Origin of the sequence: Planococcus notacanthi (assembly GCF_030407825.1) — a bacterium.
GTDB classification, from domain to species: Bacteria; Bacillota; Bacilli; order Bacillales_A; family Planococcaceae; genus Planococcus; species Planococcus notacanthi.
This window is the reverse complement of sequence record NZ_JASDCQ010000001.1, coordinates 1,327,190-1,343,031: the sequence shown is the minus strand read 5'-3', so window position 1 is coordinate 1,343,031 and position 15,842 is coordinate 1,327,190. Positions and strand designations below refer to the sequence as shown.

The window sequence follows — 15,842 nt, the reverse complement described above, 5'->3', positions numbered from 1 at the left end:
AGAAGGGTAGGATTCATTTGAGAAAAATTATTGTAGGTTCTAGAAGAAGCAAGCTGGCATTGACACAAACCAACCAGTTCATCGAAAAAATGAAAGCGGCGGGATCGCCTTTTGAATTTGAAATCAAGGAAATCGTTACGAAAGGCGATCGCATTGTCGACGTCATGCTATCAAAAGTCGGCGGCAAAGGTCTTTTCGTCAAAGAAATCGAACAGGCGCTGTTCAATAAAGAAATCGATTTTGCTGTCCACAGCATGAAGGATATGCCTTCTGTCTTGCCGGAAAGCCTGACTATCGGCTGTATTCCAGAACGTGAAGATCCGCGCGACGCTTATATCGCCAACGGCCATGTGAAATTATTGGAACTTCCGGTTGGAGCAGTTGTTGGAACAAGCAGCTTGCGCCGCAGTTCACAGCTTTTGCTGTTGCGTCCAGACCTTGATATCCAATGGATCCGCGGCAACATCGATACACGTCTTGCGAAATTGCAGGCAGGTGATTTTGATGCCATTATTTTGGCTGCAGCCGGCTTGAAACGCATGGGCTGGAAAGATGACTTGGTTACCGAATTCCTGGAAGTCGACGAATGCCTTCCAGCTATCGGACAAGGCGCGTTAGGAATTGAATGCCGCGAAGACGACAAAGAACTTTTGGCGGAACTGGCTAAACTGAATCATGAAGAAACAGCTTTGGCTGTTAATGCGGAGCGTAAATTCCTGCGTGACATGGATGGCAGCTGCCAAGTGCCGATTGCGGGATATGGAACAGTGAAAGATGGAAAAATTACATTTACAGGATTGATTTCTTCACCGGAAGCGGATCAGGTATTCAAGGAAACATCAATCAGCCGTGACCCAATTCAAGCAGGCCGTGAAGTGGCTGAGAAAATCAGTGCACAAGGCGGATACGATTTAATTCAACGCGTTAAAGCTGAGAGCAATGTTTGATAAAGATCTTTTGCTTCAAGGCGAAACCATCGTTTTCACTGGTTCGAGAAATCCGGTGGAAGCGGTTCGCCGTGCACAATCACTGGGAGCGGAAACGCTTTATGTGCCGCTCGTCACCACTTCGATCCGCCAATTGGACAAGCCGGACCTCGGTGGCTACGACTGGCTGATTTTCACGAGCCGCACCAGTGCACAGGCATTTTGCCAGCTCGATGAAAACGTGACCGCGAAAATTGCAGCTGTCGGCGACCAGACGGCTGCTGTGCTGCAGCAGCATGGCTACACCGTTGATTTCATCCCGCGGGTTTTTAGTGCCGACCATTTCATCCAGGAGTTTCCGGTGGTTTCCGGCAAAGTCAAATGCCTGTTCATCAAAGGCAATTTAGCGAAAAACACGATTGCTTCGATGCATATGCAAGTGGACGAGTGGACGGTTTATGATACCGTGCTGGACTTGAAGAATGCGGAAAAGCTAGTGCAACTGAAAGATGTCATCATTCTATTCGCCAGTCCTTCTGCTGTGTTGGCTTACCGGCAGGCAGGAGGAGACTGGTCGAATATCCGCACCGCTGCCATTGGCCATGTTACACAAGGGGCCATTGAGGCAAACGGCGGAAAAGTCGATTTTACTCCGAAGAAATACACTTATATGGAAGTCATCAATGAAATAGCGAAAGGAAGTTTTTCAAAATGAAAGAATTGAATTTTAACCGCCATCGCCGTTTGCGTGGATCTGCCAATATCCGTTCAATGGTCCGCGAAACGAGCTTACATAAAGAGGATTTCATTTATCCGATTTTTGTCGTTGAAGGCGAGAACATTAAAGAGGAAATTTCTTCAATGCCGGGTGTTTTCCATTACTCATTGGATAAATTAGGCGAAGAGCTGGACGAAGTTGTAGATCTTGGAATTCCTTCTGTTATTTTGTTCGGTGTGCCAAATGAAAAAGATGCGGTCGGTTCGCAAGCTTATCACGACCATGGCATTACACAGGAAGCGATCCGCTTTGCGAAAGAACGCCATCCGGAATTGGTGGTTATCGCTGATACTTGCCTTTGCCAATATACCGATCATGGCCATTGCGGCGTAATCGAAAATGGCGTCATCTTGAACGATGAATCACTTGACTTGTTGGCGCGCACTGCCGTGTCTCAAGCAAAAGCAGGAGCTGACATCATTGCGCCGTCGAATATGATGGACGGCTTTGTTGCAGCCATCCGTTATGGACTGGACCAAGCCGGTTTTGAAAACACACCGATCATGTCTTACGGCGTCAAGTATTCATCTGCTTATTATGGACCTTTCCGTGAAGCAGCACACAGTACTCCTCAATTCGGAGACCGCAAAACATACCAAATGGATCCCGCAAACCGTATGGAAGCATTGCGTGAAGCTACTTCCGACATTCAGGAAGGCGCAGATTTCATGATCGTTAAACCGGCATTGTCTTATTTGGACATCATCCGTGAAGTACGCGATAATTTTGATATCCCGATTGTTGCTTACAATGTTTCAGGCGAATACGCCATGGTCAAAGCAGCAGCGGCAAACGGTTGGATCGATGAAGAAAAAATCGTTTTGGAAACACTGCTCAGCATGAAACGCGCAGGAGCGGATATCGTGATGACGTATCATGCAAAAGATGCGGCACGCTGGTTGGAGGGAACTAAATGACATACGAAAAATCATTAGCAGCATTCACTGAAGCAAAAAAACTAATGCCGGGTGGCGTCAACAGCCCGGTCCGTGCGTTTAAATCGGTCAACATGGACCCGATATTCATGCAATCCGGCAGCGGAGCAACCATCACAGATATTGATGGCAATACGTATATTGACTATGTCCTGTCTTGGGGACCGCTGATTTTGGGCCATGCCCATCCGGAAGTGGTCAAGGCGATTCAGGAAACGGCAGCGCTTGGGACTTCATTCGGTGCACCGACTGAACTTGAAAATACCATGGCGAAGTTGGTTATGGAACGTGTTCCTTCCATCGAAATGGTCCGCATGGTTTCATCCGGAACAGAAGCGACGATGAGCGCATTGCGTGTGGCACGTGGCTACACGGGCCGTGACAAGATCCTGAAATTTGAAGGCTGCTACCACGGCCATGGCGATAGCCTGCTGATCAAAGCCGGGTCAGGCGTTGCGACTTTAGGATTGCCTGATTCTCCAGGAGTTCCAGAATCGATCGCTAAAAACACCATTACAGTTCCATATAACGATCTGGAAAGCGTGCGTTTGGCGTTCCAGGAATTCGGCGACGATTTGGCTGCAGTCATTGTCGAGCCGGTTGCCGGCAATATGGGCGTTGTGCCGCCAAATGAAGGCTTTTTGACAGAGCTTCGCAATTTGACTCATGAAAATGGCACGATTTTGATTTTTGATGAAGTCATGACCGGTTTCCGTGTCGGCTTTAATTGTGCACAAGGCTATTTCGGCGTTACACCGGACATGACGTGCCTCGGCAAAGTCATCGGCGGCGGGTTGCCTGTTGGGGCATTCGGCGGCAAGCGTGAAATCATGCAACAAGTGGCACCGAGCGGTTCAATCTACCAGGCAGGTACGTTGTCGGGCAATCCGCTTGCAATGCGCGCAGGATACGAAACGCTGTCCCGTTTGACGGAAGAAAGCTATGACGTCTTTATCGAACGCGGCGACCAGCTTGAAAAAGGATTCCGTGAAGCAGCGACGAAATACAACATCCCGCATACCGTGAACCGTGCAGGATCAATGATTGGTTTCTTCTTCACAAATGAAGACGTAGTCGATTTTGAATCAGCAAAAACTTCGGACACCGAGTTGTTTGCAGATTACTACCGTTTGATGGCGGAAGAAGGCATCTTCCTGCCGCCGTCCCAGTTTGAAGGCATGTTCCTATCGACTGCCCACACGGAAGAGCACATTGCAAAAACCGTTGAAGCATTCCATACCGTATTTGCTAAACTGGCACGTTAATAAAAGAAAAACAGGCCGAGGCTTCTGGAATTTTCAGAGGCCCCGGTTTTTTTATTGGAAAGAACACCGAACGACAGCCTGCATACTCCACAGATGCCCTTGTTTCCTGTACCATAGAAAACAACTAAGGCACTTGGGAAAGGAGGGATGGCTGTGAAGCCATTTTTAGTAACGGCAGTTATTGCGATTGCTGCAGGGGCGGTATTCGAGGCGGTCGGCATGTTTCTGCCTTGGTTGCTGGGACCGATGTTCGCACTTTTGCTCGTCAATCAATTCACCCAAATCCCTCTCTACTGGCCTCGATTCTTGCGGACAGCGGGTCTGGTGATGCTCGGTGTGCAGATCGGTTCGTCGTTTACACGCGATGCGGTGTTATTGATGGTGATGGACTTGCCTTATATGGCGTTCATGACGGTTTCGGTCGTGGCCTTGTCGGTTGCTCTCGGTCTGCTGTTCAAGCGGATGGTCCATGAAAGCCTGGGAACGAGCCTGCTTGGTTCCATACCGGGTGGATTGGCGCAGATGGTGGTTTTAGCTGAAGAAATCCCTTCGGCGAATATTACCGTAGTGACGATGATGCAGACCATTCGCATTTTCATGGTGGTGACGATTGTCCCCTTCCTGACGATTTTCTTACATGGCAGAGGGGCAGGGGAAATGGAAGAGCAGCTGTTCACTTTCTCGCCAGGCTTATTCCTGTTGGCACTTGCTGTCAGTTTATTATTGTATGCGGGTATGAAGAAGATTAAATTTCCTGCCGCTGAACTGTTGGCACCCATCCTGGCCATGGCGATTGTCCAGGCCGTGTCGGGGGATGTCCTGATTGATATGCCGTATTGGCTCATTGCCATTGCACAGGTCTGCATCGGTGCGAATCTCGGCCTGCAGATGGAAGGCATCGGCGATAAGCTGACGTTCCGGTTGGGTGCTGCGATTGTGTTGAATAATGTGCTGCTCATCAGTTTTACTGTATTGATTGCTTACATCCTTGCAAACTGGCTGCCTGAATACATATTCCTCGACTTCTTTCTAAGTGCAGCACCCGGTGGCATAGCGGAAATGGCCATCACCGCGCTCGCTGTTGGAGGGGACGTGGCACTCATCACCGGATTCCAGCTGTTCCGGCTGTTCTTTATTCTATTGGTGGCCGCGCCGCTTGTGGCATTCATTGTAAAAAAACTTGACGCTAAAACCGGATATTGAGTACAATAAGAGTAATTAGATATTCATGCGTTGATGAGGATAGTAGAATGTGTGTGCATTTCAGAGAGAAGGCCGATTGGTGAGAGGCTTTCATGGACCCATATTTGAATGTCACCTCGGAGCAGTTGCCGTGAAATGAGTAGCGGGAACCGGACTTAACATCCGTTATGAAACTTGAGAGCCAGGTGTGCAAGTGGACCTGTGTATAAAGGTGGTACCGCGAAAAACTCCTTCGTCCTTTACAGACGACAGGAGTTTTTTGCGTTCTATCAGAAATAAGAGGAGGAATTCCAATGACTGAACAAATGTCTACTAAGTACGATCCACAATCGATTGAGAAAGGCCGTTACGATTGGTGGGTCGACAAAAAATTCTTCGAAGCGAAACCGGAAAGCGGCAAAACGCCGTATACCATTGTGATTCCCCCGCCGAACGTTACCGGCAAGCTGCATTTAGGGCATGCCTGGGACACGACATTGCAGGACATCATGACACGCATGAAACGTATGCAGGGCTTTGACGCATTATGGCTGCCTGGAATGGACCACGCAGGCATTGCGACACAAGCGAAAGTGGAAGGCAAATTGAAAGAAGAAGGGCGTTCACGCTATGATTTGGGCCGTGAAGCATTTCTTGAAGAGTCGTGGAAATGGAAAGACCAATACGCGGGACATATCCGTGAGCAATGGGCAAAACTAGGCCTTGGCCTTGACTATTCCCGTGAGCGGTTTACATTGGATGCCGGTTTATCAGATGCGGTGCGCGAAGTTTTCGTGAAACTCTATGAGAAAAAATTGATCTACCGTGGGAAATACATTATCAACTGGGATCCGGCGACGAAAACTGCTATTTCGGATATTGAAGTTATCTACAAAGACGTACAAGGTGCGTTTTACCATATGCGCTATCCGCTGGCAGATGGCAGCGGCCATATCGAAATCGCGACGACGCGTCCGGAAACGATGCTGGGCGATACAGCGGTTGCGGTTCACCCGAAAGATGAGCGCTACCAGCACTTGATCGGCAAAAAAGTGATCCTGCCAATTATCGGCCGTGAAATGGAAATCGTTGCGGACGATTACGTGGACATGGAATTCGGAAGCGGCGCTGTAAAAATTACGCCAGCGCATGACCCGAATGACTTTGAAATCGGCAATCGCCACAACCTGGAACGTGTGCTGATCATGCACGAAGACGGTACGATGAATGAAAACGCCGGCAAATACGAAGGGCTCGACCGCTTCGAATGCCGCAAGCAAATCGTCAAGGACCTGCAGGATTTGGATGTGTTGTTCAAAATCGAAGAACATATGCATTCTGTAGGACACTCAGAGCGCAGTGGAGCAGTTGTTGAGCCTTATCTGTCTACACAATGGTTTGTTGACATGAAGCCTTTGGCTGCCGCTTCAGTGGAAGCGCAGAAAAACGAGACGGGCGTTAATTTTGTACCGGACCGTTTCGAGAAAACCTACCTGCACTGGATGGAGAACATCCGCGACTGGTGTATTTCACGCCAGCTTTGGTGGGGACATCAAATTCCAGCCTGGTACCATAACGAAACAGGTGAAATTTATGTAGGGCACGAAGCGCCGGCGGATGCTGAAAACTGGACACAGGACGAAGACGTTTTGGATACTTGGTTCTCATCTGCATTATGGCCGTTCTCAACGCTCGGCTGGCCGAAAGAAAACGATGACCTTAGCCGCTATTACCCGACCGACGCGTTGGTTACAGGCTACGACATCATCAATTTCTGGGTATCCCGGATGATTTTCCAGGCACTTGAATTCACAGGTGAAAAACCGTTTAAAGACGTGTTGATCCACGGCCTTGTACGCGATGCGGAAGGACGTAAAATGTCCAAATCACTGGGCAACGGCGTTGATCCGATGGATGTCATTTCTCAATACGGTGCGGATTCCCTGCGTTACTTCCTGGCTACTGCTTCATCTCCAGGACAGGATCTCCGCTACTCGAACGACAAAGTAGAGTCGGTTTGGAACTTTGCCAATAAAATCTGGAACGCTTCCCGTTTTGCATTGATGAACATGGAAGGCATGACGTACGATCAAATCGATTTGTCCGGCAAGAAATCCGTAGCCGATTCATGGATCCTGACTCGTTTGAATGAAACCATCGAACAAGTGACGGACCTTGCAGAACGCTATGAATTCGGCGAAGTAGGCCGTTCGCTTTATAACTTCATCTGGGACGATTTCTGTGATTGGTACATCGAGATGTCGAAATTGCCATTATACGGTGAAGACGAAGAAGCGAAGAAAATGACGCGTTCAGTCCTCGCTTATGTATTGGATAACACGATGCGCCTATTGCATCCGTTCATGCCGTTCATTACAGAAGAAATCTGGCAGAACCTGCCGCATGAAGGCGAATCGATCACCGTTGCTGCATGGCCGACAGTGGACGATTCCTTGACCGACCAAAGCCAGTCTTCTAGCATGAAGCTGTTGATGGATGTGATCCGTTCGGTACGGACTATCCGCGCAGAAGTTCAGTCGCCGATGAGCAAGAAAGTGCCGTTGACGATTTCAGCGAAAGACGCCGACACGCATGCAGTGCTTGAAGCGAACGCTGCCTACATCGAACGTTTCTGCAACCCGGAAACATTGACGATCGGCCAAAACATCGAAGCTCCAGACAAATCGATGTCAGCGGTTGTATCCGGTGCTGAATTGTTCATGCCGCTTGAAGGCCTGATCGATATTGATGCCGAACTTGCACGCTTGCAAAAAGAATTGGAAAAATGGGCGAAAGAAGTGAAGCTCGTCAGCGGCAAATTGTCGAACGAACGCTTTGTTTCGAAAGCTCCTGAAGCCGTTGTTGCAGAAGAACGTGCGAAGCAAGCCGATTACGTTGAAAAACACGCAACGGTTGAAAAACGCATTGAAGAGTTGCAGAACTTGTAAGAACTACAAAAACCGCTTTCCCAAATGGGAGAGCGGTTTTTTCGATTTTATAAGGATATTCCGTAAACTAACTCCGCTAAAGAATTCTCAGAAGAAAGAACATAAGGAATAAAAAAGTTAGTCTTCAGTTTAGCTTGCATAGCTCTAAACTGGTTATTTAAACATGGAAACTAAATACTCACTTCGAATTTCCTGAATCTCTTAGCGCCGGCGCGTCCCCGGGCTAGACGGAGCCATGAAACAGGTGCTTTTCCTGGTTCAGCGTGTGAGTCATGCCCAAAGCGACCGAAGCGATTTAAAATAGCTCACTAACTACTTCGGCCGATCTTCCTGCCGAAACGGTGCATGCTTTTCCAATTTCCGCAGATGCTCCACTAATAGTTCTGCGATATTTTCGTCGTGCGTTTCGTAGAACGAGCGGGCGCCGACGGGATCTTCAATTTCATTGAACAGATGACGGCCGTCATCCAACAAAAGAAAGTCGATACCGATATAGTCGCTGTTCAAGGCACGGGCAATTCGCAAGACGTCTTTTTCTTGGGCAGCACTCAAGACGTATTTCTCAGCATGGCCGCCAAGTGAATAATTGGCTTTAAAATCATCAGTGGAACTACGTTTAACCGCACCGACGACTTCTGTTCCAACGACATAGGCGCGAACGTCTGCCACATGTTCAACAACCGGCTGGAAAATCAGCGGGGAAGAGGCAGGTGGAATTTCCTCAGCCGATTGAACGAGCCAGACCTCCGAGCCGCCGTGGCCATCCGCAGTTTTGGCGACGCACGGAAACTCCATGGCTTCGCGGAAAGTCGGTACCGCCGGAACACCGAGCAATAAAAGCAGTTGATAGCTTTGCCATTTATCGTTGGCGATACGGTTGACTTCGGCGCGGTTCGCTAAATGGATGCCTTGATCTTCAAGAAAACGGGCCGCTTCCGGACGCCGTGCGCGGAAAAGAGTGATGCCGCTGCGCAACTTATCCACAAGCATAGCCAAGCCTTCTTCGCTCCAGTCATCCCATTGAATCAGCTCAAAATCACCAAAACGCTGCAACTCTTCAATAAACCCGTGATTACGTTTGGCCTCTTTAGTTTCATAAAGAAGTTTCATGCTAAGTCCTCCAGTATATAAGCGATCATGGCGTCTGCAACATTAACTCCTGTGACATTAAGGATATTGCGGATATGGGCAGCGGCATTCACTTCACAAACCAAGGGCTGGTCGTTTTCACCGAACAACAGATCGACACCCGCAAATGTTGCACCAACTGCTTCAGCCGCTGACAGGGCCAGCTCTTGTTGTGCCTCAGTTAATTCTACGGGTGAAGCGACACCGCCATTGGTGATGTTGGCGCGGAAATCGGTTTCGGAATGGCGGTACATGGCAGCCAAAATCCGTCCGCCGACGATATTGACACGGATATCGCGCCCCCGGCTGGAGGCGATAAACTCCTGGAACACAAAATCGATGCCCCGCAGGCTATCGACTTTTTCGTAGAATTGTTCCTCGGTTTCAATCAGGTAGACCTTCATGCCAAAAGAGCCATGCCCTTCCTTGATGACCATCGGCAACCCGAGACGATCAATGACTCTTTCGAAATAGCCCGAATCCAGTATGGAGAAATTCGGATAGACTTTCGGCGCCACGATGGTCCGTGGCATCGGCAAACCTTTTGCAGCCAATTGGACGTATTGTGTAGCTTTATTATCACATAAATCGATGACAGCCGGATCGTTATAAACGGGGACCCCGCGACTCTTCAAAAAATATCCAAGCAATATATCTTTATCCAATAAAATTGCAAAATCAGGTATACTTAAAGTAACAGATAAATCCATAATAGTTTCGTAGTTTTTCATAATCTTGACAGTGATGCCAGCACGTTCTGCTGCTTCAGCAACAAGTCTGGCCTGATCTGCAAACTTATCGGAAACTAAGCTTCCGTTGTAAATAACCCAACAACTCGTCATATCCATTCCACCTTCGTGCTATAATCATACTCAAAAAGTGTATCATGTTTACCGCAGAAAAGAGGCTTCAAAATGATAATTGGACTCGAACAATACAAAGACAAATGGAATATTCATACAGATGCTTCGATTCAACCCGGTCTGGAAGCTATTACAGGGGCATTGGACGAATTGGGGAACCCGCATAAAAACGGCAGATTCATTCATCTGGCAGGCACCAACGGCAAAGGGTCGACAGCTACATTCCTGTCGGCAATCCTTCAGGCGCATGGCCACAGTGTCGGGAATTTCTTTTCTCCTTGCCTTGAAGATCTCCATGACCAGATCCAAATGAATGGAGAGCCGATCAACCCAGTGGAACTTGAGCAAGTGATGGAGCGGTTAAGCAAAATAAAGACGCCGTTAACGGATTTTGAACTCTTGACGGCGGCCGCCTTTATCGCTTTCCAGCAGCAGGCACCTGATTTTGCCATCATTGAAGCAGGCATGGGAGGAGCGCTTGACAGCACGAACGTCATCAATCCCGAACTTTCCATCATTCCTTCCATTTCCATTGAACACACGAATTTTCTGGGAGAAACTATAGAAGAAATTACACGCCATAAAGCAGGAATCATCAAGAAATGGAAGCCGGTGGTCATAGGGGAACTGCCGCTTAAGTCTCTGGAAATCATCCAGGAGACAGCTGACCGTTTACATGCAGAAGTCATCCGACCGGCTGGACAAATTGATGTACCGCTGAAACTGAAAGGGCCGCATCAACAAAAAAATGCCCAACTGGCGTTGGAAGCCGCTAAGGAACTGCTGGGCTTGGAATTTAGCGAGGAAAAAGCGGGGCTTGGGCTTTCTTCAGCTACTTTGCCGTACCGTTTTGAAGAAGTATTTCCTGATGTTATTTTTGACGGTGCCCATAATCAGGCGAGTGCCGAAGCCTTGGTTGCTACCATAAGAGACACATTTCCGGATGACCCTATCCATATCGTCATGGGAATCTTCAAAGATAAAGATTATCGAAGCGTACTCCGCCATTTGGAGACAATCAGTAATCATTTCACCTTTGTGGACTTTGACAATGAACGGGCATTGCCAGCTGCAGAACTATTTAAGGAAAGTTCCAGTAAAAGAAAGACAATTACAAATATGTGTGATATATTACCTGTATCGCACAACAAAGAAAAGACTATAGTCACAGGTTCGTTACATCTTCTTACACTTCTTCGAAACTCAGCGAACGTCTTTTTCAAGAATTATCAATAAATCATACCCTGATCTATACCTCACTAATTCGTTTCAGAAAGGAAAGATGTCATGGGGGAGAAATTTAACCGGAAAATCGTTTTATGGTGCCTATGGGCATTGATAGTTCCGGCAGGCTTAGTGATTGTTTACCGTTTCTTCCCGCCATCTGTAGCAGATCCGTGGAACTTAATGGCGTACATTCTGTTTTTTATTTTGATGAGTTTGATGCCGATGAACATCAATGGAGCCTCGACATTTTTGGTGCAATGGGTAACAGTGGCGCTGTTTCTGAAATATGGACTTTTTATCGAAATGCTGGTATCCCAATTGAGCATGTTGATTGTGCTGTACCGTATTCGAACCAATGAAGAACAATCGGTGCGGATTCCTTTCAACTCGCTGATGTTTTTCTTTGTCTCATTAATAGCAGGATTGGCTTTCATAGGGGCAGGCGGCCAAATCGGAACATTGGAAATGTCGCATGTCATTTTGTATGGCTTGATATTCCAGGTGCTTTCCGTATTGATTAATCAAATCATTTATCACTTATATGACTACACGACAGGTGGTCGGAGCAAATTCTTTTCGGTCGACGCCATTTGGGATTTTGCCTTGATGTTTGTGATTTTCCCTTTTGCGGTCGCTTTGTATTTGTTTGAGTCGCATATCGGAATTCCGGCGCTTGTATTGCTGGGTGTGCCGTTTTTCATTATGGCAGCGGTCATGAAAAAGTTCACCAGCTCAGAACAAGTCAATATTGACTTGAAACGGGCTGGAGATATTGGCCATCAGCTTGCAGATCGTCTGGAAGCGAATGAAGTGCTTGATCAATTTGTTGTAGAGGTTGCCAAGATGTTCAAAGTTGAATATGCCTATATCGTCGATTACCGTGATGGCCAACAGCAAATGTTGCGGCTTTATGAAAATAATCAATTGCAGCCCCGTGAAATTGAGTCACTTCCTTATAATCGGGGAGTTGCTGGACATGTCATCGTCACCAACGACTCGTTCATCTTTGATGAAAAAAGCCAATGGGCGGATTATGTCACCGGCAACCTGCCAGAAGATACACAGAGTTTGATGGCCACGCCGATTGCCCGAAACAATAAAACCGAGGGTGTACTGATTTTAGCTTCTAAAAAGAAATACGCTTTTGCCAAGCACCAGCTTCAAATTTTGGAAATCCTCAGTACTTATTTCGCCGTATCGGTGGAAAAAGCAGGGTATATGCAAAAAGTCATTGCCAAAAGTGAACGCTGCGGATTGACCAAGTTATATAATTATCGCTATCTGGACGAAAGTCTGGAAAGTTGCATTAAGGAAATGAATGAAGGCCGTCTCGAGCAATTGTCTTTGGTCATGATGGACATCGATCATTTCAAGAGCATCAATGACCGCTACGGACACCAGAGCGGAAACGATATTCTTGTGCAATTGGCTGATATTTTGCGGGAAGAGTTTGGCGATGAAGGAACCATCGCCCGCTACGGCGGCGAAGAATTCGTCATCCTGTTGCCGAATTACAGTAAGGACGTAGCCGTGCTGCTGGCAGAAAATCTGCGCAAACGCATCGAGAAGCACGACTTCGTAATTGAAAACGACTTGGGGGAAGACCGTAGCCAACAAATCGTCCACATCACTTTAAGCATCGGCGTATCCACTGCACCGGACGACAGCGATGAAGGCATGTCGCTGATCCGGAATGCCGATAGGGCGTTGTATATTGGAGCGAAACAGGCGGGACGGAATAAGGTTGCGGCGTATGTGAAATAGAGCACAGAAAAAAGACGGGATAAACTTCCGTCTTTTTTCTGTAATAATAAAGAATTTAATGTTAATCCGGACCAAGACTTCGACCTTTTTTTATTGGATCGATTATATTTTGCGGCATGATGACACTGCTTGTGTAATCAATTGTGTTTCTATAGGTATCCAATAACTCATGATCGTAAATTATTTGAAGACGCGAAGCGGCATTTTCTTGGTTTTCTCTTGTTTCATAATAATGATTATTTATTTTTTGATATGGTTTTACAATTGTTGTTATATCGGGAACATCTCTGCACCAGTATAAGAAGCTTTCATAACGCCACTCATTTCCGGGCGATCTAAAACCAAAACGACATTCTTCTTTGGTGCCCGTTTGAGCTGTTTTTTCCCACTCAGAAAGGTTGGCTTTTGATTTTCCACGCATTGCATTCAAAACGATATTATTTGCAGCTACTCCTCCGATAATTTTCGTATTGGAGCCAAAACCATACATTTCCATAGTACCGGTAGAATAAAAGAACCCGTTAACAGTGCTTGGAGTATCTTGAAATTCAGATAAGTTGGATAAAATAAAGTTTCCATCTGCAAATACTATTAAGGAACCTCGAGGATTGGTACTGGTATTTTCTTTTATGCCAGACACTGTTACATATTGAATAGATACTTTTCCTTTTACAAACATAGTGAAATTTGCTTGAAGATTCACTTTGTTAATATTTACGTCGCCATTTACATAAATTCTTTTTCCATCAATTGAAACATTTTCAAAGGTAGTATTAGAAGAATTTCCAATCGTAAAATTTTTATTCACATAAATATTCTTATCAAATTTTATATCAGTGTTGTTTCCTCTAATGGTTAAATTTTCATTATAACTGGTCGAACTTTTAATATTCTGATCTGAAGTATAGGCTATGCTTGCGGATATTCTGGAATAGGAGCTTCTATCAATATTAAATTCTTCGGTAAAGTTTACAGGTTTTATTTTTTCGGATTCATATTGGATGGAAGGGGCATAGTTAGTAGCAAATATATTTTTAGTATTCTCTCTACTCAATTCATCATAGTTTCTGTTAGAAAAATCTCCAGTAATATGCTGTGCATAGGTTCTGTCGAAATAGTCTTTAAAATTATAAGCTTTTCCACCCAAATTAAGCTTGCTGTTCACTAAATTATTTTCACTGTCCATAGTTTTAAGTGAGCGTGGCAAAACACTTTGAAGCCATCCTCCATCCCCATGTCCATTGTTAGTGGAGAAAATATTCCCTGCAATATTCATATCACCTGTAATTTCAGAGCCACCATTAAGTAAAAGGTTTCCTCCATCTTCACCGCGTTTCAATGTAGATACAGTATAATTAAGCACTTTTTGTATATCATCAGCACCCATTTCTAGTGTTTCATATACAGTGGATTCTTGTTTGCCCTTATAGCCGGTGCTTTTAAAAACTAACTCTTTCCTAGTCTTACTACCGCTTCCATCTGATATTTCTTTTACTTGATCAATACAAGTTCTGAATTTGCCATCACCTGTTTCATCAGCCAACGTTATTTCTTTGCCGGTAGAGCATCTGAAGCCGAGTATTACATTATTGAAGTGGCTTTCAAATTGAGAGTTTGTCATTCCGTTTGTATAGCTAGCTGGAAATATTTTTAATTTGGCTGAGACTTCTTTTTCGATTCTTTCTATTCCCTTAGTAGCCAAATCTTCAGACTGAACTATATGCTCTCTTGTTACATTTTTTTGAGCACCATTAAAGGTCATTGCCATTAAACTGGCTCCGAGAATGCTAAACAATAGAACTAACATTAATGTAAGCAGCAGGGAATATCCTTTTTCATTAACAATTAGTTTATTCATCTCGAACCTCCCTGGAATCATCAATTATAGTTATCGTATTTTCAAATTTCATTGAATGCATCGTTTTGTCTTTCATTGTCTCAAGCGTAAAAATGATAGTATAGGCATTTGTATCCTCTTTCTTCTTAATTACTGTTGGAGAGAGGGCAGTACAATCATTTTTTAGAAGTTTAATATTATTATAAAAACTGACTTCCTTATCCTTTACTATGACTTTGCCGTTTTCAAATCCAGTTTTGTATATTTCTGTAGTTCCTGCCACAGCTCCTGGTTTTTTTACTTCAATAAAAGAATTGTTAACTCCGGAAGTACATTGGTTTTTTAAGCTTATTTGAGATTTTTTTAACACAAAGAGATCTTTTACCATACTTGCCATGATTAAATCCGCTTCATCTCTAAGTTCTGATTCGACTTTTATTCTTTGATAATTTGAATAGCCTTGAAAAAGAACGGAGAACGCGAGGGCTCCAACAATACCTACGATGATTATGGTAGCAAGCAATTCTACCAAGGTAACTCCTTTGTGATCTTTAATAATTTTTAAGCCCTTATTCATATGGAATGTATCCTTCCACAGAACTTTTATGTTTTGAACTTTCGGAGTTTACTGTGACCACGATGTTTAAGAGTGTAAACTTATTATATTCATCCGCTGTTTGAGTTACTTTAATAGTTACTTTGTATTTCTTATTATTCATTTCAAATGAATTTAATGCTTTTCCTTTGCTTTCATTTACTTTGGTAGGGGGAAAAGGGGAAATAAATTCAGAAGGGTTGGCCTTAACCCTTTCTAGATAAGCATCTGCTAAATTAATGACAACCAACTTTTCACTATTGCTTACCGCTAAACGATTTGTATTCGCAAATACCGCCATAAAACTCATTAATACAATCGAAAGTATGACCAGTGAAGCCAACACCTCTACCAATGTGAAACCTCTTTCGTTCTTCGTCAAATACCACATAAA

General features: G+C 45.2%; 13 protein-coding genes and 1 other annotated feature. Of the genes, 8 read left to right on the top strand and 5 right to left on the bottom strand.

Annotated elements, in window-relative coordinates; all coding sequences use genetic code 11:
• Nucleotides 1-17: 17 nt before the first annotated feature.
• The 6 genes from hemC (at nucleotide 18) to QMA01_RS06555 (ending at nucleotide 8,034) form a co-directional block, all read left to right on the top strand.
• Nucleotides 18-947, top strand: a complete 930-nt coding sequence (hemC, locus tag QMA01_RS06580) for a hydroxymethylbilane synthase (protein ID WP_290214572.1) — start codon at nucleotides 18-20, stop codon at nucleotides 945-947.
• Nucleotides 940-1,641, top strand: coding sequence for a uroporphyrinogen-III synthase (locus tag QMA01_RS06575; RefSeq protein WP_290214571.1), 702 nt, complete (start codon nucleotides 940-942; stop codon nucleotides 1,639-1,641). Before hemC ends, QMA01_RS06575 begins: the two co-directional genes overlap by 8 nt.
• Entirely contained in the window at nucleotides 1,638-2,621 is a 984-nt protein-coding gene (hemB, locus tag QMA01_RS06570) for a porphobilinogen synthase (RefSeq protein ID WP_191715985.1), read from the top strand. The genes QMA01_RS06575 and hemB overlap by 4 nt, the downstream gene beginning before the upstream one ends.
• Complete coding sequence (gene hemL / locus QMA01_RS06565; protein ID WP_191715984.1) at nucleotides 2,618-3,904, top strand: glutamate-1-semialdehyde 2,1-aminomutase; 1,287 nt, start codon at nucleotides 2,618-2,620, stop codon at nucleotides 3,902-3,904. Before hemB ends, hemL begins: the two co-directional genes overlap by 4 nt.
• Before the next feature lie 153 nt (nucleotides 3,905-4,057).
• The gene (locus QMA01_RS06560) at nucleotides 4,058-5,107 is read left to right on the top strand and encodes an AbrB family transcriptional regulator (RefSeq protein ID WP_301611031.1); all 1,050 of its coding nucleotides are present in this window, start codon (nucleotides 4,058-4,060) and stop codon (nucleotides 5,105-5,107) included.
• Between the two features lie 21 nt (nucleotides 5,108-5,128).
• Nucleotides 5,129-5,350, top strand: a binding site (T-box leader).
• Between the two features lie 50 nt (nucleotides 5,351-5,400).
• Nucleotides 5,401-8,034 (top strand): valine--tRNA ligase, encoded by a 2,634-nt coding sequence (locus QMA01_RS06555; RefSeq protein ID WP_290214569.1) that lies wholly within the window; start codon nucleotides 5,401-5,403, stop codon nucleotides 8,032-8,034.
• Between the two features lie 312 nt (nucleotides 8,035-8,346).
• On the opposite strand, the gene QMA01_RS06550 is transcribed toward QMA01_RS06555, so the two are convergent.
• Entirely contained in the window at nucleotides 8,347-9,144 is a 798-nt protein-coding gene (locus QMA01_RS06550; protein ID WP_290214568.1) for an ATP-grasp domain-containing protein, read from the bottom strand.
• Nucleotides 9,141-10,004, bottom strand: a complete 864-nt coding sequence (locus tag QMA01_RS06545; RefSeq protein WP_290214567.1) for an ATP-grasp domain-containing protein — start codon at nucleotides 10,002-10,004, stop codon at nucleotides 9,141-9,143. Before QMA01_RS06545 ends, QMA01_RS06550 begins: the two co-directional genes overlap by 4 nt.
• Nucleotides 10,005-10,076: 72 nt before the next feature.
• Between QMA01_RS06545 and QMA01_RS06540 the strand changes: the two genes are divergently transcribed.
• Nucleotides 10,077-11,261, top strand: coding sequence for a bifunctional folylpolyglutamate synthase/dihydrofolate synthase (locus QMA01_RS06540; RefSeq protein ID WP_290214566.1), 1,185 nt, complete (start codon nucleotides 10,077-10,079; stop codon nucleotides 11,259-11,261).
• Nucleotides 11,262-11,312: 51 nt separating this feature from the next.
• Nucleotides 11,313-13,016, top strand: coding sequence for a sensor domain-containing diguanylate cyclase (locus QMA01_RS06535; RefSeq protein WP_290214565.1), 1,704 nt, complete (start codon nucleotides 11,313-11,315; stop codon nucleotides 13,014-13,016).
• A 61-nt stretch (nucleotides 13,017-13,077) separates the two neighbouring features.
• Here the strand turns inward: QMA01_RS06535 and QMA01_RS06530 are convergent, their stop codons facing one another.
• The 3 genes from QMA01_RS06530 to QMA01_RS06520 are packed head-to-tail and all read right to left on the bottom strand — an operon-like array spanning nucleotide 13,078 to nucleotide 15,839.
• Entirely contained in the window at nucleotides 13,078-14,874 is a 1,797-nt protein-coding gene (locus tag QMA01_RS06530; protein WP_290214564.1) for a hypothetical protein, read from the bottom strand.
• A complete protein-coding gene (locus tag QMA01_RS06525; RefSeq protein ID WP_191715977.1) occupies nucleotides 14,867-15,430 on the bottom strand; it encodes a PulJ/GspJ family protein in 564 nt (187 codons plus the stop codon). Before QMA01_RS06525 ends, QMA01_RS06530 begins: the two co-directional genes overlap by 8 nt.
• The gene (locus QMA01_RS06520) at nucleotides 15,423-15,839 is read right to left on the bottom strand and encodes a type IV pilus modification PilV family protein (RefSeq protein WP_225218544.1); all 417 of its coding nucleotides are present in this window, start codon (nucleotides 15,837-15,839) and stop codon (nucleotides 15,423-15,425) included. Before QMA01_RS06520 ends, QMA01_RS06525 begins: the two co-directional genes overlap by 8 nt.
• Between the last annotated feature and the right edge of the window lie 3 nt (nucleotides 15,840-15,842).

What these genes read in the sequence shown, in the direction of transcription:
- QMA01_RS06575 (WP_290214571.1), top strand. Translation starts at nt 940, where the DNA reads ATGTTTGATAAAGATCTTTTGCTTCAAGGCGAAACCATCGTTTTCACT.
- hemB (WP_191715985.1), top strand. Translation starts at nt 1,638, where the DNA reads ATGAAAGAATTGAATTTTAACCGCCATCGCCGTTTGCGTGGATCTGCC.
- hemL (WP_191715984.1), top strand. Translation starts at nt 2,618, where the DNA reads ATGACATACGAAAAATCATTAGCAGCATTCACTGAAGCAAAAAAACTA.
- QMA01_RS06555 (WP_290214569.1), top strand. Translation starts at nt 5,401, where the DNA reads ATGACTGAACAAATGTCTACTAAGTACGATCCACAATCGATTGAGAAA.
- QMA01_RS06550 (WP_290214568.1), bottom strand. Translation starts at nt 9,144, where the DNA reads ATGAAACTTCTTTATGAAACTAAAGAGGCCAAACGTAATCACGGGTTT.
- QMA01_RS06545 (WP_290214567.1), bottom strand. Translation starts at nt 10,004, where the DNA reads ATGACGAGTTGTTGGGTTATTTACAACGGAAGCTTAGTTTCCGATAAG.
- QMA01_RS06540 (WP_290214566.1), top strand. Translation starts at nt 10,077, where the DNA reads ATGATAATTGGACTCGAACAATACAAAGACAAATGGAATATTCATACA.
- QMA01_RS06535 (WP_290214565.1), top strand. Translation starts at nt 11,313, where the DNA reads ATGGGGGAGAAATTTAACCGGAAAATCGTTTTATGGTGCCTATGGGCA.
- QMA01_RS06530 (WP_290214564.1), bottom strand. Translation starts at nt 14,874, where the DNA reads ATGAATAAACTAATTGTTAATGAAAAAGGATATTCCCTGCTGCTTACA.
- QMA01_RS06525 (WP_191715977.1), bottom strand. Translation starts at nt 15,430, where the DNA reads ATGAATAAGGGCTTAAAAATTATTAAAGATCACAAAGGAGTTACCTTG.
- QMA01_RS06520 (WP_225218544.1), bottom strand. Translation starts at nt 15,839, where the DNA reads ATGTGGTATTTGACGAAGAACGAAAGAGGTTTCACATTGGTAGAGGTG.